The sequence below is a fragment of the Riemerella anatipestifer ATCC 11845 = DSM 15868 genome, assembly GCF_000252855.1.
Classification (GTDB): domain Bacteria; phylum Bacteroidota; class Bacteroidia; order Flavobacteriales; family Weeksellaceae; genus Riemerella; species Riemerella anatipestifera.
The window spans coordinates 2,012,462-2,034,289 of sequence record NC_017045.1 but is presented as its reverse complement, the minus strand read 5'-3'; the positions used below and the strand labels follow the sequence as shown (position 1 = coordinate 2,034,289).

Below are 21,828 nucleotides of genomic sequence, written 5' to 3'. Positions count from 1 at the left end.
TTATTATTTTTTAATAGCCTACCAGTTTAAGTACATCTTCTGGACTTTGTTTTTCTCTAAATAGCTCGTAAACAAAGTTTCCTTCTTCATCTTTAGTAATTAAAATGTGTCTTGGTTGAGGAATTAAACAGTGGTGTGCCCCTCCATAACCACTAATACTCTCCTGATAAGCCCCTGTATTAAAGAACCCTATATAAAGAGGCTTGGTATCGCTAAATACAGGGAGATAGATGGCATTAGTATGCTGTTCGGAGTTGTAGTAGTCATCAGAATCACAAGTAAGACCTCCTAAAAACACCCTCTCATAACTGTCTTCCCAACGGTTGAGTGGCAACATAATAAAATGTCTAGAAATAGCCCAAGTATCTGGCAGAGTCGTCATAAAACTACTGTCTATCATATCCCATTTCTCACGGTCGTTTTGTCTTTTCTGACTGATAATTTGGTACAGATTAGCACCACTTTCGCCTACGGTAAAAGACCCAAATTCGGTATAGATATTAGGCTCTTCTACCCCTTCCTCTTCGCAGAATTTTTTAATTTGAGAAACAATCTCATTCACCATATACTCATAGTCGTAATCGAAGTTGAGCGAGGTTTTAATTGGAAACCCTCCACCTATGTTAAGCGAATCTACCTCTGGTGCAATTTTCTTAAGCCTTGCATACACTCGTAAGCATTTAAAGAGTTCGTTCCAATAATAAGCGGTGTCTTTAATCCCCGTATTGATGAAAAAGTGCAACATTTTCAGCCTTGCATTAGGGTGTTCCGCTATTTTCTGACTGTAATATGGGATAATATCCTTATAACCTATCCCCAATCTAGAGGTATAAAATTCAAACTTCGGTTCTTCTTCGGAAGCAATTCTAATCCCGATATTAAAGGTAGTATCTATACTTTCTGTAAGTTTATCCAGCTCTCTGTAATTATCTAGGATAGGTGTAATATTCTCAAAACCTTCATTGATTAAATCTGATATTTTCTCCAAATAATCATCGGTTTTAAAACCATTACAAATCACTTCTATATCTTTGGTTACCTTACCTTTATCGTAGAGTTTTCGTACAATATCCATATCAAATGCAGACGAAGTCTCCATACTAATATCATTTTTAAGAGCTTCCTCTAGCACAAAAGAAAAATGGCTAGATTTAGTGCAATAACAATAGCGATATGTATTGCGATACTCGTTTTTAGCAATGGCTTCCGAAAACCATTTTTTTGCCCTTTGGATATTTTGAGAAATCTTTGGTAGGTAACTTATCTTTAGAGGTGTCCCAAACTTCTCCACCACTTCCATTAGGTTAATCCCATGAAAATGAAGACTTTCATTCTCATAACTAAACTCTTCTTGTGGAAAATAAAGCGTTTGGTCTATTAGTTCCGAATATTTAATTTTCATTATACTTGATCGAATTTTTTATCTATGCAAAAATGCTAAAAAAATTTGAGTAATACCTCAGCTATCACCTAATTTTTGGTTAAATATTTAAAAGAAATTTCAATCTATATAAACTAATCTTTACTCAAAAATACGAGCAAACTCCCACTAGCGTAGCTGATAAAAACGGTATCTTCATCGGCTATGTTTCTCGTACCTATCCTACTGGTGATAGATAAATCCTCTTTATTAAGGCTCCACCTAAGCCCTCTAGTAACAATAGATTTAGCTTCTGGAAAAGGATACAAAGAAACGGTTTTACCTTTTACCTCCTTTAGTTCCACCTGTTGAGGAATAAAAAAATAAGTTGCCATATCATCGTAGAAAGTAATGTTTATCTCTTCCTTAAACTGATAGGCTACGGTTAAATTACCTAAAAAATGGTCTTGCTCTTTGCCACTCGCTCCGTAAACATCTACTTTAGTAATCCCTTTTTGTTTAAGAAGGTCTAAGGCTTTATAAAAATCTGTAAAATCCTGATTGGGTGTAGAAATCACTTTCTCACTTGGAAGGTCTTCTAAAGAAACCACAGAGTCAAAATCTCCTGAAATAAAAGCCAACTGCTCCGCCGTAACGCCTTTTTGTTTGAGATAACTCCAAGCTCCATCGGTACACGCCCAAATATCCTCCTCCGAATAAGGTGGCAACTGTTTGGGAGGTTCGCCATCGATGTATAAAATTGCTTTTTGAGGTTCTTTAGCCATTGTGATTCTATGGTCTATCATTAGGATTCCAATATTCCTCTGGTTCGCTGTGTAAGTGAGAAATGTATCTCGCTAATACAAACAGATAATCAGACAAACGATTAAGGTATTTTATAAGTTCTGCTCTTACTTCTTCTTGCTCACTTAAAGCGACTAAATAGCGTTCTGCTCTTCTACAAACCGTTCTAGCCACATGCAAATGTGCCGAAGCCTTGCCTCCTCCAGGTAAAATAAAGAGTTGTAACGGCTCTAGCCGTTCATCAAAGGCGTCTATCCAACGCTCCAAAGCCTCTATTTCGTTTTGACCTATAACCAACGGAAGTCTAGATTTATCATTAGCTAAGAAAAGTTTATCCACAGGTGTTGCAGACTCCGAACCAAGTGTAAACAAATCAAACTGAATGGCCTTAAATTGCTCTAAAACTTCTGCCTCTTGAATATAAGATTTTGCCACACCTAGACACGCATTAAGCTCGTCTATAGTACCATAGGCCTCCACTCTAAGATGAGCTTTAGAGACTCTTGTACCTCCATAGAGAGAGGTTACTCCACCATCGCCTGTTTTTGTATAAATTTTCATTCAGCGAATATCAATGTTAAATCTTTTCAAATCTAAAGTTTTCTCCGAGATAGGCTTGTCTTACCTCTGGGTCGTTGGCTAAATCTTCTGGTAAGCCTTCCTTTAGAATTTTACCCTCAAACATAATATAAGTTTTGTTGGTAATGGCTAAAGTCTGTTGCACATTATGGTCGGTAATAAGGATACCGATATTTTTCTCCACCAAAGACCTCACGATTTTTTGTATATCTTCCACTGCAATAGGGTCAACTCCTGCAAAAGGCTCATCTAGTAAAATAAAATTAGGACTGGTGGCTAAGCATCTTGCAATTTCAGTACGCCTTCTTTCTCCACCCGATAACAGGTCCCCCCTGTTCTTCCTCACATGCTCCAATGAAAACTCCTCTATAAGTGCATCGCACTTTAGGCGTTGCTCTTTTTTAGAAAGTTTGGTAAGTTGCAGTACTCCCATAATATTGTCTTCTACGGAGAGCTTTCTAAACACAGAGGCTTCTTGTGCCAAATAACCTATCCCTTTTTGGGCTCTACGGTACATAGCATCTTTTGTAATGTTTTGCTGGTCTAGAAATATGTTACCTTGCGTTGGTTTTACCAAACCTACAATCATATAAAAGGTAGTGGTTTTACCTGCTCCATTAGGTCCTAAAAGCCCTACTATTTCGCCTTGCTTTACCTCTATAGATACGCCTTTTACGACCTTCTTAGGTCCGTATTCTTTAATTAAGTTATCTCCCCGTAAAATCATAAGTACAAATATAGAGATATTTCTTTAACATATAATAGTCTAGATTTCCTTTATCAAGAAGAGCTAAACTGATAATGGTAAATTACCACTCACCAAGTAATTTTAATTGATTTCTGTACAACAATACCTTACCTTCGTTTTCTAATTTCTTGAGCATCCTGCTTATTACCACTCTAGAACTTGCTAAATCGTTAGCTATCTGCTCATGAGAAACATTCAGCACCGTTTTGCCCATAGTTTTAGATTTTTCTTTAAGATAATTAAGTAGCCTTGTATCTAAACTATTAAACACCACCATATCCAAAGCCTTAATGACCTTCATAAATCGGTCTTGCATTGTCATCATAACAAAGGATTTCCAAGTAGGATATTTCATCATCCACTTATCCATATACTCCATAGGTATCATCCAAAGTTCCGAAGGCTCTTCTGCAACCGCAATAATCTCGCTTTTCTTCTCCTGCATACAGCAGGTAAAAGTCATAGCACAACCATCTTCAGCGTTGAGATAATACATCAGCAACTCTTTACCATTATCATCTATCATAGAAACTTTTAGCGTTCCGCTCATCACAATAGGCATATAGACAATAGGCTGCTCCACATTAATGATTACCTCGCCTTCTTCGGCTAGTTTTAGTTTTCCTACGGAAGAAATTTCCTCTATAAGTTCTGGTTCGAAAAGATTATTAACACGCTCACTAAATTGCATCTCGTAAGATTTTTATTTTAACACCAAATGATTTTCTATTACCAAAGCTTTTAGCTCTGTTTCTCGCCATTCTTTTGGTGGTAGGCTTTTAGCGTTTATACCACCGCCTACATACACTAAAGCCTTGTTTTGATACACCTCTGCACACCTAAGATTTACAAAATAAAACACGCCATCATGGTGGGTTATTTTGACATATCCAGAATAAAGCTCTCTAGAGTGGCTTTCAAACGCCTTGATGCTCTCCTTACAAAATGCTTTTGGGATACCACAAACGGCTGGTGTAGGGTGCAAATCTTCTATAATATACGGCACTTGGTCTGCGACAACTTCTAGCACAAAATCGTTTCTAAGGTGCTTTATAGAACCGCTTGGCACGGTATAAGTTTCGGATACTTCTACCCTATCTGAGTATTTGGAAAGTGTGGTTTTAATGTAATCCGTTACGGGTTTTTGTTCCTCTAGCTCTTTGTCTGTCCATTCTTCGTTTAGGGACAGCGTTCCTGCCAAACTCATCGTTTTGAACTGATGACTGCTAAAGTGGTACTCGCCTAGAGTTTCGGGTGTAGCTCCTACCCAGCACTTGCCATCACGAACCAATAAATAAACTAATGCCGAAGGATAGGCTTTGCATAAGGCTAAAAAAGTAGCAGTAAGCGATGCTTCTCTACCGTTAAAATCTAGTATTTTTCGTCTAGAAATTACCAATTTGGGTAAACGGTGCGTCTTGATAAACGCTACCACTTGGGCTATCTTTTCTAAGTAGGTATTTTCGTCCTCATCAGCTTCGGCTAAATCTGATAAAACCTTTAATTCGGTAGAAGAATAATCTAAAGATTGTAACTCCTCGGCAGAAATTTCTTTGATGGTTCCTTTAAATACATATTGTTGATGCCCATCAAAATCAAAAAAAGAAACCTCATCTTCCGCTCCAGTAGAGGCTTCGGATAAGGTATAAATGGTTGTTGTATTAGGTAGTCTATAAAAAACAGAATCTCTCTGCATCTATTTCGCTATAATATTATTAGTCATTGTAGTATGGTTGATAAGCACTCCTTTCTCATCTCTGATTTCTATTTCAGAAACGTGTACCGTTCTGCCTTTTCTAATGAATTTGGCAACGCCAGTGAGCATTCCGTCCTTTTTACTTCTAAGGTGGTTAGAATTGATGTTAGTCCCCACCGCATAAAACTTTGATGCGTCCACATTGATACCCGATAGACAAGAACCTAGCGTTTCCGCTAATACACAACTTGCCCCACCGTGCAAAATCCCAAATGGCTGATGCACCCTTTCGGTTACAGGCATCGTGGCAGTAAGGGTATCTTCGGTAACATCGGTAAACACGATGTCTAGCAACTTACCCATATGCATATCACCCCAACTATTAAGAAACTCTAATATTTCTTTTTTCTTTGCTTCTTCCATCGTTCTAGAAATGATTATTGAATGTTAGGATTCCAATTTTCTGGTACTTTAGGCACGATGTTTCGCTCCACGAAATAATCGCCAATTATTTTAAGTATTTCTTCGTAAGGTTTTGTCTGTACTTCTTCTAGATTTATCTTCCTACCCAAATAGATGGTTTTGGTTCTAAAATCTCCCGAAGCCATTACAATAGGTACTTTAGCCGCCAAAGCCATATGATAAAACCCTTTTCTCCATTTTTCTACATAGCTTCTAGTTCCCTCTGGAGTAATCACCAACGAAAAATCTTCTTTTTCAAACTGTTTTGCGACAAAGTTTACCAAATTGTTCCTTTGGCTACGGTCTATCCCAATACCGCCTATCGCCTTTATCAAGCCCCCGTACCACGCTTTAGTATGGGCATCTTTAATAATTACCTTAAGAGGCTTCCCTAAAGACCAATACGCCAAGTTGCCCAGCATATACTCCGAGTTGTGAGTATGTGGAGCCACCACAAGGATACAACGGTCTAGATTATTAACATCTCCGTCTAAAACCACCTTCCAACCTATGATTTTAAGAATGATTTTTGCTAGTATTTTTTTCATAGTAATTTAATTTTTAAACAAAACAGATAGCCCAAAAGACTTAGGCTATCTGCAAAGGTAATTATTTTGTACTAAATCTATTTTAAAAAAATATTCCGAAAACGAAATCTATAAACTTAGTGATGAGTTCTAAGACCAACTGTATCATAATATCTTGTTTTTAATGGTGATATTTTTAGCAAAAATAAGTTTTTATTATCAACTTCAAAACTTATTTTCTGTTTTTTATACTGATGATAATATCGCTAATATCATCACTGTCTAGGTTAAGACCTTCAATCACTTTTTCGGCTTCTTTCTCATCGTATTTCTTACCATTAACGGTGATAGAATCACTATCCGCAGTATTAAAGCTAATGTTATTACCACCAGAACTGAAAGAGAATGAGGCTTGATTAAACACCTTACTGTTTGAACTGTGAGAATTATTAGATTGATTATCTCTATCCTCGTCATCTTCGCTAAGGTTAACTTTTGAGTTTTCCATTTCCAAAACTTTCATCGTTCTAGGAACTACCAATTCGTAATCTATGCTGTAATTTCTCATTCTATCTTGGTACGGATAACTAAAGTAGTTAGGTATGAATATTTTATTACCTTCCACTTTTACTGGAATATTCGCTCTCAACGGTAAATTATACCCCGAAGCTCTTTTCTTAACCACAAGATAAGGTGTTTTTACAGTATCTTTTCTCACAATTTCAATGTACGGATATCCGTCTTCTTCAAAAACAGTTTTGTTATCCGAGTACACGCTATTCCAGTAAGATTTGAACTGTGGTGGTATGTTCACTTTGTTAGTCCCTACCCACAAGCTATCAGAAGTGGTATTGATGGCTATATTATCTGTTTCCTCATTAGAACCTCTAAAATTGCTTTGATAATTCATTGCGGAAAACCCTGTAATTCCTAGTAATACTAACCAAACAAAACACAACGCTCCTATAATATACCCCACATACTTCAGCTTAGTTTTAGGAGAAAATAACTTGATAGATAAAAAGATAAATATCAGCGCAGGTATAAGCATCGTAACAAAAGCTAAGGCAAGCCCCGCAAATTTTATATTAGTATCATCTATATAAAACCCTACAAACCCTGGCAAAGTAAGTCCCGTGCCTGTAACACTAACTCCAAACACCATAAATGCTCCTGCTAAAAACACCAACCCTAACAGTCCTAAAAAACCGCCAATTACATACCTTAATGCATTTAAAATGCTATTCCCCGCTTCGTTGATGACTGGTCTAGTATCTTGATACACCTCATTGATGCGTTGGGTAGAATCGTTAGCGAATTTTACTATTTTGCTAGATTCATTTTTCAAATTATCAAAGTTAAGTGGCTCCCCTCTCATCTTCAGAAAATCTGCTGCCGTAGTTGCTTTGGGAAGAATAATCCAAAAAACCACATAGACTAATACCATAAGCATTGGAGACCCTGGCAATGGAATCAAAATTAGAAATAATGCCAACCAAATAAGCCTCATAGCAGTCATATCCATTCCGAAATAAGCCGCCATACCTGCACATACTCCTGCTATTTTTTTTCTTTCTGGGTCTCTGAAAAGTTGTCTTTCTGACACCTTCGTTCTTTGTTGAGTAGTCTTTTGGGTATTGTGATAACCTTCTTCTTGTTCCTCTATTTGTTCTGGTCTTCCTATTTGAGCGATTACTTTCTCTACATCAGCATCGTTTACCACTTCTCTCCTACCTAGACTCTCTTTAAATATTTCTACGATTCTGATTTCTATATCATACATAATCTCATCAGCCTCCTCTGCATCTAGAGAATTTCTGAGAGCCTTTAAGTAATCACTTAGTTTGATATAAGCGTGTTCTTCTATCATAAAAGAAAAACCAGCCAGTCCTATTGATAATGTTTTGTTCATTTGTTTAGTTTTTAGAGGTTATTGTTTTTGAGTGATTTTGTTTACAGCTTGTGTGAGTTCTTGCCAAGTAGTTCTTAACTCTTCTAAGAAAGCTTTGCCTTTATCCGTAATTTGATAATATTTTCTAGGAGGTCCTCCCGTAGATTCTTCCCATCGGTAAGAGAGAAACTCTCCGTTTTTAAGTCGGGTAAGTAGAGGATAGAGCGTTCCTTCCACCACATCAAAGTCTCCGTCTTTTAGCACTCCCATTAAATCGGAAACATACATTTCCTTTTTACTAAGAAGGTCTAAAATACAGAATTCTAGAATACCCTTTTTCATTTGAGCTTTAGCATTTTCTATATTCATAGGTTTAGTTTTTTATTTTATTAAACTATTTCAACAGTACAAAGATATAAAATAAATTTACTATTATGCAATACAAAGTAGTGTTTTTTTATTATTTTTTTCAACCCATAAAAAAACTCCAGCTAAAAGCCAGAGTTTCAATCTAATTTCAAAAAGTATTTTCACTAACATTCCGCTACATTCACTGCAATAGCAAGACCACCTTCCGAAGTTTCTTTATATTTAGCATTCATATCTTGAGCCGTTTCCCACATAGATTTTATAACATCGTCTAGGCTTACCTTTGCCGCTTTAGGGTCGCTCTCCAAAGCAAGATTTGCTGCTGTAATCGCCTTCATCGCTCCCATAGAGTTTCTTTCAATACACGGAATTTGAACCAAACCTTTAATAGGGTCGCAAGTTAAACCTAAGTGATGTTCCATAGCAATCTCCGCTGCCATCAGTACTTGTTCTGGCGTTCCACCTGATATTTCGGTAAGCCCCGCCGCTGCCATCGCAGACGACACGCCTATCTCTGCCTGACAACCACCTGCCGCTGCCGAAATGGTTGCATTTTTCTTAAACAAAGTCCCTACCTCACCTGCCACCAACAAGAAACGAATCACATCTTCCTCCGAATTGAACTCCGTAAAAGTTTGTGCATACATAAGCACCGCAGGAATAACGCCACTCGCTCCATTGGTAGGTGCCGTGATAATTCTTCCAAAGCTAGCATTCTCTTCATTTACCGCCAAAGCAAAACAAGACACCCATTTATTGATAGTACTAAAACTTCTCTCAGAATTTACCACGAGATTAAACCATTCATCTATATTATGATATTGAGCGTTTTCGCCTAAAAGTTTCTGGTTGAGTTTAGCCGCTCTTCGGGAAACATTAAGTCCACCAGGAAGAATACCCTCTTTATTAACACCCTTATAAATACATTCTTTAATCTGTTGCCATATGTATAAGGCTTCCGCAGCTGTTTCTTCTTGAGTACGCCACGCCTCTTCATTGATTTTAACTAAATCCGAAATTCTTTTCAAGTTTAGTTTTTCACAATAGCTGACAATATCTTTCGCCTTATGACAAGGATACAAAGTTCTGATACAGCTTTGCTCCAAAGTATTCTCCTCTTTGGTCGCCACGAAACCACCACCTACCGAATAATAATCTTGACTCACTTCTTCCCCATCATTAAAAATAGCTCTAAAAATCATTCCGTTAGGATGAAAGTCCAAATTCTCTTTCATATTAAGAACGAGATGTTTACCATACACAAAAGGTAATTCTTTCTTTCCTCCTAAGTTTAATTTTTGAGAAGTTTTAATAGCGTCTATTTTTTCGTCTATCTTGGTAGTGTCTATGGTTTTAAAATTTTCTCCGCAAAGCCCTAGCATTCCAGCGATATCAGTCCCGTGTCCTACCCCTGTTTTAGCTAAAGAACCAAAAAATTCCACAAAAACCTCTTCCACCTCTTGTATGGAACGATGCCTTCTTATCAAATCTAAGAATAATTCTGCTGCATTCCACGGTCCCATCGTATGGGAACTAGAAGGTCCTATCCCTACCTTAATTATTTCAAAAACACTTATTGATTGCATCGGCATTATAAATTTTAGTGCAACAAATATAAAGTATTAAGGTAGGCTTAAAAAATTTTTCTTAAAATTTCCGATACTTCCTTCGCTTTAGTGGCAGGAAAAAGGTGCGTAGCATTCTTTATAACATAGTCTGGTTGAGAATTTTGTATTGGGAACGCGATATCTTTATCCCCCATAATTTGGATAATATTTTCTGTTTTTTCAAACTCCCAATTTACAATTTTATCCAAACTCCATTTGAGATAATATGGATCTCTTACCCTAAAATATTTATCTACCCTTGGGCTATCGGCTTCTATAAATTTTCTTATAAAACTATACACAAATACGGATTTTTCCGAGAAAAAAGAAATAGGAAGAAACTTCAATAATTTGATTTTCTTGAAAAAAGAACCCACTTTTGGCATTTCGGCGTTCGATTTTATAGAGGCTAACAACACCACCTTTTCCGCAGGTTTTATTTTTTTATTGATTTCTTGAACTATAAATCCTCCAAACGAATATCCCAAAAGTGCAAATGGCTCAGAAAAATCAATCTTCTCTGCCATTCTGCGGACATAATGCTCAAAACTCTCATTATTTTCAGGAATAAGCCACGGAATGAAGATAGGCTCCACAGTATCTGGAAATTTGATATTTTCTAAAATCTTAAAATCGGCTCCCAACCCACTGATAATATATAATTTCATTTTGTTCTTTTAAGTAGTATATCTCCCAGCTTCAGCAAAATTTATGCTAAACCATCTTAGCTTCAAAAAATGCCTTCGTACAACATTACTAATCTTAAAAATCAACACTTTAGATCTACTAATATAAAATTTATGATTTATGTCATAAATTTTATTTGTACTAATCCTAAATTAAATTTACTTTTGCGAAGAATTTATTCAGCTATGAAGAAATTAGCATTATACTTAGTACTCATTCCCTTTTTAGGAATCTCTCAAAACCACAAAAGGGATTTGAGAGATAGTATCCGACATAGAGATATTAAAGAAGTTAGATTTACTAAACTAAAATCTGTAAAATCCGAAATAGAAAAGAAAGGGTTTGCTGTAAATGTGATAGAGACTAAAGAAACGGCACTAAGAAATATACAAACCGTAGAGCTACTGGATAAAAGTGTAGGAGTAAGAGTAAGACAAAATGGCGGATTAGGTTCTGGCATCAACCTAAACATTAACGGAATGTCTGGCAATGCCATTAAAATAATGATTAACGGAGTACCTGCATCTACCTACGGAGCATCTTTTGACCTCAATAGTATCCCTACCGCAATGATAGAAAGAGTGGAGGTTTATAAGGGTGTTGTGCCAGGAAGTATCGCTGATGATGCCTTGGGAGGTGTCATCAATATCATCTTGAAAAACGACATTAAAAATCAGTTCAACGCTTCTGTATCTTATGGGTCATTCAATACCATCCAAACCCAAATGAGTGGCACTTATAGAGACCCTAAATCTGGCTTTACAACAAAATTCAATGGGTTTTATAACTACTCTGATAACGATTATAAAGTATGGGGCGATTTCATAAAAGTTACACTCCCTAACGGAAGAATGGAGCCCGTGGTAGCTAGAAGATTTAATGATGCTTTTTCTGCTGGAGGAATATTGACTTCTATAGGATTTTCTAATGTAAAATGGGCTGATGAACTTATGCTTAGTTATAATAAAACTAACTCTTACAAAGAGATACAACACGGTGTTTATATGACGGTGCCTTATAAAGGTAGGTCTGTGACTTCAGATGCTGATGTATTTACTTTGGATTATCGTAAAAAGAATTTCTTATTAAAAGAGCTTGATGTTAATATACAAGGTATATACAGCCACAGAGAGCGGCTAACTAACGACACCGTAAGACATAGATACAATTGGCTAGGAGAAGTTCTGTTAGATAGAAACCAAGGTCAACCTATACTTTCTACCACAGGAGCACAGCAAGGCAAAAGGACGATGCTCAACATCACTAGTGCCATCTATTCTTCCAGAGCTAATGTTAGTTATAGTATCAATCGTCATCATCGTTTTGTATTTAGCCATCTATTCCAGTCTATAAAAAGAGAGGAAGATGATGAAATACTAACTCCCCTAGAGCGAGAGTTTACTCCTAAAAGAAACTTAGTAAAAAACATTAGCTCGTTATCGTATGAAGCCAACGCTTTCAGAAATAAATTAAAAACTAATATTTACGGAAAACTTTTCCAACAAGATATAGAACGAATAGACAACAGAGCTAATATAGCTAACAACCAAATCATTAGATATACCGAAATCAATAATAGTACCGTTAGAGAACATAGCTTTGGAGGTACCCTCTCTTATCTTATAAAGCCTGCCATCGTTGTTTTAGCCTCCGCAGAAAAGGCGGTAAGACTGCCTAACGAAAACGAAGTATTTGGTGAAGCTGGAGAAAATATTATCCCTAATTTTAACATTAGACCCGAAAAGAGCCATAACTATAACATTGGTTTCAAAATAGGTCCTTATCAACTCAATCATCATAGTCTATCGTTATCTTCTAACTTTTTCATAAGAGATACCAGAGACAAAATCGTAAGACGAATGGCCACCAATATTACAGATGCTATACAGGTAGAGCCTTTTGAAAACTTAGGCAAAACAATTTCTAAAGGTGTAGATATAGAGCTTAACTATTTTTATAAAAAACACCTCAATATCGGTGGTAATTTCTCCAGATTTGATGCAAGATACAATAATAAATATGATAACAATGGTAATATACTAGCCCTCTATGGAAAACAACTTCCTAGAGAACCATATATGACGGCTAATGCCTTTATTAACTATAGTCTAAATGATTTTCTCCAAAAAAAATCACAACTTAAAATGCACTATAATTTCCAATTCGTGGATAGCTTTTATAATATTTGGGTTATTAGTAAAAATATCGTAGGCTACGAAAATTTTAAAACCCCAAGACAATACTTACACGACATTGGTATGAGCTATTTCTTTCCAAATAAACAATGGGTAGTTAGCCTAGATGTAAGAAATTTATTCAACAGACAAGCGTTTGACAATTTTGCAGTACAAAAGCCTGGAAGAGCATTTTTTATGAAAATCAATTATCAATTTAATAATCTATAATTTAAAAAAATGAAAAGACAAATTTTAAATTTAGCTAAGCCTGCATTAGTTCTAGGATTAGCATTAGGACTTACTAGTTGTAATAGAGACGAGACTGCCACAACAACCTCTGAGACTCCTACCTCCGAAAGAATGATTACCGTAGCAGGAGCCATTATGGGACAAAATGCAGGAGACGGCAACGGTGGTACCATCCTCTACTCTATTTCTAAACAAGACGCTAAAGACCCCAATAAGAGTTTCAACATTTTTGAAAATGGTTTCTTAGTAAGGTCTGAAAGAACTGCAAGATTACAATCTTCAGAAGACGGCACAGTTATGTTTAATATCGCCTATGCTGGAGCTAACGGTGGCGAATACTCTAGATACAGAGTAAAAGGAGGTAATGTATTTGAGGAATTTGGTGCTAAAGTTAATATCTCTCAATATGCAACTACCTCTCCTAGATGGGTAAAATTATTTGATGGAGACAAAACAGGGGTAGCCGTAAATGTACAAACCCCAGTTGTGAAAACAGGAGAAAACAATGTGTACCAATACACTAGAGGTATCGCTAGTATTGTATCGCTAGACCTACAAGAATCTCTCATCACTAATAATACTTCTTTTGAGATACCACTTAGTGCAGAAGAAGAAAAGCTAGGGCATCATATCTTTAGACTAGATGCTCCTACTCTAAACAAAGCTAAAAACAAACTTATTATAGGTACTTGGTTAAGAAAAACTAACCCCGCTACAGGAACCAACCAAAGTACTTTTGAAAGATTAGGCTCTAAATCGGTTATTGTAGATTACCCTTCGCTTAAAAATCCTAAAGTGATTACCTCTACAGTAGGCTTTGGGGATACTAGTGGCTACAGAAGTTTCAATAGCTTCCTAGGAGAAGATGGCAACATCTACCAAGCGACACAAAGAGATTCTAAAGGCTCTCATATCCTAAAAATTAATTCGGACAACGAATACGATAATTCTTATGTATTCAGTCTAGACGCTGCTTTGGGAGTTAAAGGCTCTTATATAGAATGTTGGAGATATGCTGGTAATGGCATTGCTTATGTTATGTACACTCATACAGATGCACCTACCTCTGCCACTACCAATTTAAAACAAAGCTTCTTAGCTAGAGTAGATTTAAAGGCTAGAACCGCCTCTAAAGTAGATTTACCTTACGATGCAGATTTATACTTCTTCCAATACCAAGGTATGGTAGTAGATGGCGACGAAGTATTTATTACCTTTGCACCTGTAGGTAAAGATGGTAACATCTACATACTTAACAGCAAAACTGGAAGCGTAACCAAAGGAGCTAAACTGATTAACAAAACTGGAAATCACTTCATAGGAGCTTTCTAACTTACTTGCTTTGAATATAAAATCGGGAGTTAGAGCTATTTATTCTCTACTCCTGATTTTTTCGCTTATCAATCATTAAATCATTAAAAAAATGAAAATAAAAAAATTTTTAGCATTAGGACTAGGACTTATCTTCTCTAATGCTATCGCACAAAACACTCTTCTAGAAAGAAACTTCTGGGAAAACAAACCCCAACTAGAAACCGTAAAAACCGAAATAAAAAAAGGAAATAACCCTGCCGAAGCCAATCCTGCCAACTTTGATGCTACCACTCTTGCCATTCTTCAAAACGCTCCTATAGAAGTTATAAAATACCTTATAGACCTTGAAGGAAACGGCATTACGAAAAGCACTCACGATAGTAGAACTTATCTTCATTGGGCAGCGTTTAAAGGCAATGCAGAACTTACCGAGTGGCTTTTGAAAAAGGGAGCTTCTGTACAGCATACCGATAGTAGAGGTAATACACCTTTAGCCTACGCTGCATTGGGCGGACTTAAAGATACCAAAATTTACGACCTCTTTTTAAACCACGGAGTTAACATCAAACAAAAATATAAAGACGGAGCTGAAATTTTTCATTATGCTATTTCCAACGATGACGAAAACTTAGCCATTACAAACTATTTTCTAAGCAAAGGTGTTCCTCTAGCGGTTAAAGATAATTTTGGTAGAAACATTGCCGATTACGCTTCCAAAGGACAAAACCTTAACTTACTAAAAAAACTCATTGAAAAAGGAATTAAACCTAGCTCCGAAGCCTTATTATTCGCAACTAAAGGAAGTAAAAAATGGCAAGAAGTTGCTCATTTCTTCAATTTCCTCATCAATGACCTTAAAATATCTATCAACACGACAGATGCCGAAGGTAATAATGCCCTACATCACGCACTTTCTGTTAGGGAAATAAATGATGATATAGTTCAGTTCCTCATAGAGCAAGGTACTTCTTACGAACAACCCAACCAAGAAGGAGACACTCCTCTAATGAAAGCTATCCAAAGGAATAAAACTGATTTAGTTCAACTTATGCTTTCCAAAGGAGTGGGTAAAATAAATGCTACCAACAAGAAAGGTATTTCTGCTCTAAGTTTGGGTGTACAATACGCCAGTCCAGAACTTGTAGAAACCCTTATTAAGAAGGGAGCAGACATCAATACAACAGACCAAAAAGGAAACCATCTAGGACTTTATCTTGTAGAATCTTACAATAAACGAGATAAAAATGCGTTAGAAATCATCATTTCAAAAATAAAAATACTTACAGACAAAGGGTTTGATTTAACTAAGCCTCAAGAAGACGGAAATACATTGGCTCATTTGGTAGTCCAAAAACAAGAGCCTAAATTATTAGCTGTAATGAAACCTTACATTAAAGACATCAACGCTAAAAACAACGAAGGCTTAACCGCATTACACCTCTCTGCAATGATAAGCAAAGATTTAGAAATGATAAAACTATTGCTAGAAAATGGAAGCGATAAATCCTTAAAAACATCATTAGACGAAACCGCTTACGATCTAGCCATAGAGAACGAAATCTTAGGGAAAAATAAATCAGAATTAGAATTTTTAAAATAAATTAAAGAATGAAATTATCATTAAAAAATAGTTTAATCTTAGCTTTTACACTGGTAAGCTCATTAGCTTTAGCTCAAAAAACAAATTATAAATGTATGCTCCAACTCAAAAATTACAAAGGAGAAGGGGCTTACATTGTAGCATCTCTAGTCAATGCTAAAGGTGCTTATATAAAAACGCTAGCCGTAATGGGTGATGATGCCGAATGGTACAATACCCTTAAAGAATGGCATAAGTTCCAAAAAGTTAAAAAAGAAAAACTAGATGCCATCACAGGAGCCTCTGTATCTCCTGGAAACAGAGCTGCCAAAGTTTTTGAAATAGACACCCAATGGATGAACAAAGGCTTTAAAATAAGATTTGAATCTGCTGTGGAAGACCAAAGCTACCACATAAAAGATGTAGAAATCCCACTTACAGATGCAGAAATCAGTCAAAAATATGAAGGTAAGGGCTACATAAGATTTATTAAACTTAATAAAATTTAATCTAGATGAAGACGGCTATTTGGCGTTATCTACACTTGGGGTTAGCCCTTTCTATTTCTACTTTACTCATTATAGCCTCCGTTACAGGAGGCATTTTGGCATTAGATGAAATGATAAAAAAATCTGAATATAAAGCACACCAATTCCCTGCTCACATTTCCATTTCTGATGCCATTAAAAACATTAAACCTTCTTTCTCTGAAATACAAGAACTAAAAGTAGAACAACAAGTACTTATCGTAGAGGGATTTAACCAAGACCTCAACACCGTTGTAAGCATTACCAACCCATCTAATGGCAAACTTATGGCACCGCCTAGAAAAAGCCACCAATGGGTCAACTGGGCGAATACCTTACACCGTTCTTTATTCTTACACGAACTAGGCAGAGGCATCATAGGAGCTACCTCCTGCCTATTTTTACTGTCTATTTTGTCTGGTGGGATATTGCTTTACAGAAGACAAGGCAACCGCTTACTATACAATGCTAAAACAAATACCAAAGTAGATTTCATACACTTTATAGGTGGAAAATGGCTGGGTATTCCCCTATTCATCATCGCATTTACGGGGAGTATCCTGTTCCTTTTTAGATTTGAGGTACTACACGCCACTCCTGCTCAAGTAGAAACTTTCAAAACCAAATCAAAGAACACCTCTTCTCCATCAGAATTTGAAATCTTTAAAAACACCCCTCTCATAGAGGTTAAAAAATTGAGTTTTCCACTTTTTGAAGATGAGGAAGAATATTACGAACTTACCACCAAAGAAGCTACTTTCACTATCAATCAATTTACAGGAGAAATTATATCAAAACAAAACCAAACCGCACTACAAAATTTTGAAGGACTTAATAAGGCTATCCACACAGGCGAAATCCATTTTATATGGACAATCGTTTTATTTTTCAGTAGCCTTAGCATCCCACTTTTTATATTTTCCGGCATCTTACTTTGGTGGAGAAGAAAAAAGAAGAAAGTTAAAAATCCATTCCAAGCCAATCAAGCAGAATACATCATTCTAGTAGGTACCGATGGTGGCACTACCCTAGAATTTGCCAATAAAATTCATCAGCAATTTTTAGACTTAGGTCTCCGTTCCTACCTTACCGAAATGAACCACTATACCACCTATCCTAAAGGGCGTTTTCTACTATGTTTCGCCTCCACCTATGGTGATGGAGAAGCTCCTTCTAGTGCCATACATTTCGAGAAAAAGCTAAATACCATTGTACAACCTCACAAAATGAAATACAGCATCGTGGGATTTGGCTCTATAAATTATCCTAAATACAATGCTTACGCTACGCATATCGCCTCTATTTTGGAAGAAAAAGAAACCTTTGAAAACGCTTTGCCGTTAGTAAAAGTAAACCAAAAATCACCAACAGCATTTCTAGAATGGGTACAGTATTGGAATGAATATTTCCCAGAATATCAACTCAATACTTCGGAATCTTTTTACAGATTAAAACTCAAAAAAAAGATAAAACTTAAAGTGTTAGACAAAACCGAAGTGTGTATACATAACCAATTATTTAAAATAAACCTTAAACCTCTTGTTAAAATACCACTTCGGTCTGGGGATTTGCTAGAGATAACACCTATGGAAAACCAACCCAGGCTCTACTCTATCGCTAAACAAAATAACTCTATAACTCTATGGGTAAAACTTATCCCTAACGGATTGGGGTCTAATTTCCTCTATAATTTAACCATAGGTGATAAACTTAAAACAACACCTATCCAAAACAAACATTTCCGTTTTCCTAAAAAAGCAAAATCGGTTCATCTAATATCCAACGGTACTGGTATAGCTCCATTTTTGGGTATGATAGCCGAAAATACTTCTTTAACGAAAATCTATCTCTACGGTGGATTTAGACATCGTACCTCCATTATTTCTGAAATGGAAAAAGACTTAAACCTTTACATCAAAAACAATCAACTGACTAGCTATCAGTTAGCATTTTCTAGAGATACTAATGGCAATAGAATTACTAAATATATAATAGATGATTTGGCACAGATTATAGCCTCACTAGAAGATGGTGGCATTATGATGGTATGTGGTTCTGTAGAACTTCTATCAGATATAGAAACCGCTATCAACAACTATTCTGAAAAATACTATACGCCTAATTACACCTATTTTAAAAATAACCATCAAATCTTATCCGATGTTTACTAAATCTATCCTTAATAAAAGTTTCCTCATACTATTCAGTTTATTATTTTCAACTTTTTTCTCGCAACATCTAGCTGTTAAAGACACCGTGCTAATGGGGTGTAGTTTCCAAATAAAAATAGTAGGGAAAGACAGTATTACCGCACACACTCTAGCCCAAGAAGCCGCTGAAGAAATCAGCAGAATAGAACATCTCCTCTCCGATTGGTTACCTAACACTCCCATATCCCAAATCAACCAAAACGCGGGGAAACAACCTATCATCGTTCCCAAGGAGGTTTTTGACATTACACAAAGAGCTAAAAATTACGCCGAAATAACGGGTGGTATTTTTGATATTACCTATGCTTCTATGGATAAAATTTGGCGATTTGATGGTAGTATGACCTCGCTCCCTTCGTTTGAAGATATCCAAAAAGCTACTAGAAATATAGGTTATCAGCATCTCATCCTCAACGCTAAAGACCAAAGTGTTTTTCTAGAAAAAGAAGGAATGAAGATAAGCTTTGGCTCTATAGGAAAAGCTTATGCAGCAGATAAAGCTAAAGAAAAAATGATAGAAAAAGGAGCTTTATCAGGGCTCATCAATGCTTCTGGAGACATTACCACATGGGGAAACAAAAACTCCAAATCTTGGCGTATCGGCATACATAACCCTTACCAAAAACACCTGCCCATAAAAGTTTTAAAACTCTATAACGAAGCCATAACCACATCTGGAGATTATGAAAAATATGTTTTATTTAATAATAAAAGATACAGCCATATCATAAACCCACTTACAGGCTATCCTTCTACAGGAACCACCAGTGTTACAGTAGTAGGCGAAAATGCAGAAATCTGTAATATGTTAAGTACTTCTCTAATGATTCTAGGAGTTGAGAAAGGTAAAAAACTCATCAAACAATATCCAAAATATACCGCCTATCTCATCACAGACCAAGGAAAAGTACACCATCTAAAACCCTAGCTTAATCTAATACCTTTATTTTAGCTTGATGAATTTCGGAAAATTGCTCTATTAGAGAAGATTCTTTCGCCTTTTTTATTGAAGCAATGATACTACATTTCTCATCAGCATTAAACTCTTTTATTTGAGCCTCATTTTTATTTAGTAAAGTAAAAATTACATTTTGAAGACTGAAGGGAAACTCTATTTTTATCTGAACTTCAAGCTCTTTGATAATAATATCAGCTTCGTCTAGCGCTATCTTAGCCGATTCTTTGTAAGTCTTTACCAAGCCACCTACACCCAATTTAGTACCTCCATAATATCTCACCACAATCAGCAGAATTTGAGTAAGCTCATTAGCTAAAAGCTGATTATAAATAGGTAACCCTGCACTACCAGAAGGCTCTCCGTCATCATTCGCTCTGTAATTTTCTCCATTAAGTCCTAACCTAAAGGCGTAGCAATGATGTGTTGCTTTAGGGTGTTCATCTTTTATTTTATCCAAACAGGCTTTTAGCTCCTCCTCATTATTTATAGGATAAGCATAGCCTAAGAATTTACTTCCTTTTTCTTTCAAAAGGATATTTTCTACAGGCTTACTAATGGTTTTATATTCAAAAATAGCTGACGACAACGGCTTTGGCTTAATAAAAATGAACACAAAAATAAGAATAAATACTAGTCATACAAAACGCCACAATGTGTAAAAATACTACACTCTTAACCCTTTAAGAGCTTTACTAGCTTTATGTGAGGGGTTTTTATAATAATTGCTAATTTTCAAATAAATTCATTTAAGATAAATTTGTCTTAAATAGAATTTTTATTACATTTGCATAAAATTTAAATATAATGTTCTCCAAAGCCTGTGAATACGGAATAAGAGCTTGTGCTTATATCACTATAGAGTCTATGCAAAATCGTAAGGTAAAGGTAGCAGACGTAGCCAAAAAGGTAGGCACACCTGAAGCGTTTACAGCAAAAATACTTAGTGCTCTTACCAAACATAACATCGTGAATTCTATAAAAGGACCATACGGTGGCTTTGAAATTGGAGAACAAAGAGCTAAGAGTATTAAAATAAAAGATATTGTAATCGCAATAGATGGCCACTCTATACTTTCTTCATGTAGCCTAGGATTTTCTTCATGTGATGAGAGTAACCCATGCCCACTCCATTTTAAATATGTGAGTGTAAGAAATGAACTTTGCAAAATGCTAGATACAACCACACTTTTTGAAATGGCTATAGATGTAAAAAACAAAAAATCAAAATTATTAGAGGTTTAAAAAAATTTAATCTAAAAAACGATAAAATTATCCGAAATAAAAACTCAATAAAAATATTAAACAATCAATAACTTTTTAATAAAAAATAAATCTTATGAACTTACAAACCAAACTAATCGGTGAAATAGTAGCAGACGACTTCAGAACGGCTACTGTATTTAAAAAATATAAAATAGACTTCTGCTGTAAAGGAAACCGCACCATTGCTGAAGCATGTGAGAAAAAAAATATAAACCCACAAAAGGTTTACGATGATTTGGCACAGATACCTTCTACAGAGATTTCTGAGATAGATTTCAAATCTTTCCCACTAGATCTTCTAGTAGATTATGTAGAAAAAACTCATCATCGCTATGTGGAAGAAAAAATCCCTATCTTACAAGCCTTTTTAGAAAAGCTTTGTAAAGTTCACGGACAAAGACATCCTGAACTTCTTGAGATAAAAACATTGTTTAATGAGTCCGCTCAAGATTTATCAGCTCATTTAAAAAAAGAAGAACTCATTCTCTTCCCTTTCATAAGAGCCATGGTAAACACCAAAATATCAGGAAAGCCTTTTGTGGCAGCCCCTTTTGGAGCAGTAGAAAATCCAGTTAATATGATGAAGCACGAACACGATACAGAAGGCGAGCGTTTTAGAAAAATTGCTACACTAACATCTGATTATACACCACCTGCAGACGCTTGTAGTACATACAAAGTTACCTATGCTATGCTTGAAGAATTTGAAAATGATCTACATCGTCATATTCATATAGAAAACAATATTCTTTTCCCTAACGCAATAAAATTAGAAAGTGAACTTTCAAACTAATCATATTTCTAAATAACACACTCTATAT

General features: G+C 35.8%; 21 protein-coding genes. 8 read left to right on the top strand and 13 right to left on the bottom strand.

Going from position 1 to position 21,828, the window contains the following annotated elements:
- Nucleotides 1-10: 10 nt before the first annotated feature.
- The 12 genes from RA0C_RS09600 to RA0C_RS09545 all read right to left on the bottom strand — a co-directional run bounded on the left by RA0C_RS09600 (nucleotide 11) and on the right by RA0C_RS09545 (nucleotide 10,711).
- Nucleotides 11-1,402, bottom strand: a complete 1,392-nt coding sequence (locus RA0C_RS09600) for a type III PLP-dependent enzyme domain-containing protein (RefSeq protein ID WP_004919458.1) — start codon at nucleotides 1,400-1,402, stop codon at nucleotides 11-13.
- A 113-nt stretch (nucleotides 1,403-1,515) separates the two neighbouring features.
- On the bottom strand, nucleotides 1,516-2,166 hold the full coding sequence (locus RA0C_RS09595) for a thiamine diphosphokinase (RefSeq protein WP_004919460.1): 651 nt from the start codon (nucleotides 2,164-2,166) through the stop codon (nucleotides 1,516-1,518).
- A complete protein-coding gene (locus tag RA0C_RS09590) occupies nucleotides 2,153-2,725 on the bottom strand; it encodes a cob(I)yrinic acid a,c-diamide adenosyltransferase (RefSeq protein WP_004919462.1) in 573 nt (190 codons plus the stop codon). The genes RA0C_RS09595 and RA0C_RS09590 overlap by 14 nt, the downstream gene beginning before the upstream one ends.
- A 16-nt stretch (nucleotides 2,726-2,741) precedes the next feature.
- Nucleotides 2,742-3,470 carry an LPS export ABC transporter ATP-binding protein gene (gene lptB, locus RA0C_RS09585; protein ID WP_004919463.1) on the bottom strand — a complete coding sequence of 243 codons (729 nt, stop codon included), beginning with the start codon at nucleotides 3,468-3,470 and terminating at the stop codon, nucleotides 2,742-2,744.
- Between the two features lie 82 nt (nucleotides 3,471-3,552).
- Nucleotides 3,553-4,182 carry a Crp/Fnr family transcriptional regulator gene (locus RA0C_RS09580; protein ID WP_004919465.1) on the bottom strand — a complete coding sequence of 210 codons (630 nt, stop codon included), beginning with the start codon at nucleotides 4,180-4,182 and terminating at the stop codon, nucleotides 3,553-3,555.
- Between the two features lie 12 nt (nucleotides 4,183-4,194).
- Nucleotides 4,195-5,187: a chorismate-binding protein gene (locus RA0C_RS09575; protein WP_004919467.1), complete on the bottom strand. Its 993-nt coding sequence runs from the start codon at nucleotides 5,185-5,187 to the stop codon at nucleotides 4,195-4,197.
- The gene (locus RA0C_RS09570) at nucleotides 5,188-5,610 is read right to left on the bottom strand and encodes a PaaI family thioesterase (protein WP_004919468.1); all 423 of its coding nucleotides are present in this window, start codon (nucleotides 5,608-5,610) and stop codon (nucleotides 5,188-5,190) included.
- Between the two features lie 14 nt (nucleotides 5,611-5,624).
- Nucleotides 5,625-6,197: a 1-acyl-sn-glycerol-3-phosphate acyltransferase gene (locus tag RA0C_RS09565; RefSeq protein ID WP_004919470.1), complete on the bottom strand. Its 573-nt coding sequence runs from the start codon at nucleotides 6,195-6,197 to the stop codon at nucleotides 5,625-5,627.
- A gap of 211 nt (nucleotides 6,198-6,408) precedes the next feature.
- Entirely contained in the window at nucleotides 6,409-8,088 is a 1,680-nt protein-coding gene (locus RA0C_RS09560) for a PspC domain-containing protein (RefSeq protein WP_004919472.1), read from the bottom strand.
- Nucleotides 8,089-8,106: 18 nt separating this feature from the next.
- Nucleotides 8,107-8,436: a PadR family transcriptional regulator gene (locus tag RA0C_RS09555; protein ID WP_004919474.1), complete on the bottom strand. Its 330-nt coding sequence runs from the start codon at nucleotides 8,434-8,436 to the stop codon at nucleotides 8,107-8,109.
- Nucleotides 8,437-8,600: 164 nt separating this feature from the next.
- Nucleotides 8,601-10,022, bottom strand: coding sequence for an L-serine ammonia-lyase (locus tag RA0C_RS09550; protein ID WP_004919477.1), 1,422 nt, complete (start codon nucleotides 10,020-10,022; stop codon nucleotides 8,601-8,603).
- 47 nt (nucleotides 10,023-10,069) lie between these two features.
- Nucleotides 10,070-10,711: a hypothetical protein gene (locus RA0C_RS09545; RefSeq protein WP_004919479.1), complete on the bottom strand. Its 642-nt coding sequence runs from the start codon at nucleotides 10,709-10,711 to the stop codon at nucleotides 10,070-10,072.
- Nucleotides 10,712-10,915: 204 nt separating this feature from the next.
- Between RA0C_RS09545 and RA0C_RS09540 the strand changes: the two genes are divergently transcribed.
- From RA0C_RS09540 to RA0C_RS09515, 6 genes are all read left to right on the top strand, one after another.
- Nucleotides 10,916-13,135 carry a TonB-dependent receptor gene (locus tag RA0C_RS09540; RefSeq protein WP_015345598.1) on the top strand — a complete coding sequence of 740 codons (2,220 nt, stop codon included), beginning with the start codon at nucleotides 10,916-10,918 and terminating at the stop codon, nucleotides 13,133-13,135.
- 9 nt (nucleotides 13,136-13,144) lie between these two features.
- A complete protein-coding gene (locus tag RA0C_RS09535; RefSeq protein ID WP_013447168.1) occupies nucleotides 13,145-14,488 on the top strand; it encodes a hypothetical protein in 1,344 nt (447 codons plus the stop codon).
- 91 nt (nucleotides 14,489-14,579) lie between these two features.
- Nucleotides 14,580-16,070, top strand: coding sequence for an ankyrin repeat domain-containing protein (locus tag RA0C_RS09530; protein ID WP_004919484.1), 1,491 nt, complete (start codon nucleotides 14,580-14,582; stop codon nucleotides 16,068-16,070).
- An 8-nt stretch (nucleotides 16,071-16,078) separates the two neighbouring features.
- Complete coding sequence (locus tag RA0C_RS09525; RefSeq protein WP_004919486.1) at nucleotides 16,079-16,558, top strand: DUF2271 domain-containing protein; 480 nt, start codon at nucleotides 16,079-16,081, stop codon at nucleotides 16,556-16,558.
- Nucleotides 16,559-16,563: 5 nt separating this feature from the next.
- Nucleotides 16,564-18,747: a PepSY domain-containing protein gene (locus tag RA0C_RS09520; protein WP_004919487.1), complete on the top strand. Its 2,184-nt coding sequence runs from the start codon at nucleotides 16,564-16,566 to the stop codon at nucleotides 18,745-18,747.
- On the top strand, nucleotides 18,737-19,714 hold the full coding sequence (locus RA0C_RS09515; protein ID WP_013447167.1) for an FAD:protein FMN transferase: 978 nt from the start codon (nucleotides 18,737-18,739) through the stop codon (nucleotides 19,712-19,714). Before RA0C_RS09520 ends, RA0C_RS09515 begins: the two co-directional genes overlap by 11 nt.
- A gap of 1 nt (nucleotide 19,715) precedes the next feature.
- Here RA0C_RS09515 and RA0C_RS09510 read toward each other — a convergent pair whose 3' ends face one another.
- Complete coding sequence (locus RA0C_RS09510; RefSeq protein ID WP_013447166.1) at nucleotides 19,716-20,330, bottom strand: IMPACT family protein; 615 nt, start codon at nucleotides 20,328-20,330, stop codon at nucleotides 19,716-19,718.
- Nucleotides 20,331-20,548: 218 nt separating this feature from the next.
- On the opposite strand from RA0C_RS09510, the gene RA0C_RS09505 reads away from it, so the two are divergent.
- A complete protein-coding gene (locus tag RA0C_RS09505) occupies nucleotides 20,549-20,986 on the top strand; it encodes an RrF2 family transcriptional regulator (RefSeq protein WP_004919493.1) in 438 nt (145 codons plus the stop codon).
- A gap of 94 nt (nucleotides 20,987-21,080) precedes the next feature.
- Complete coding sequence (gene ric / locus RA0C_RS09500) at nucleotides 21,081-21,800, top strand: iron-sulfur cluster repair di-iron protein (protein ID WP_004919495.1); 720 nt, start codon at nucleotides 21,081-21,083, stop codon at nucleotides 21,798-21,800.
- Nucleotides 21,801-21,828: the final 28 nt, after the last annotated feature.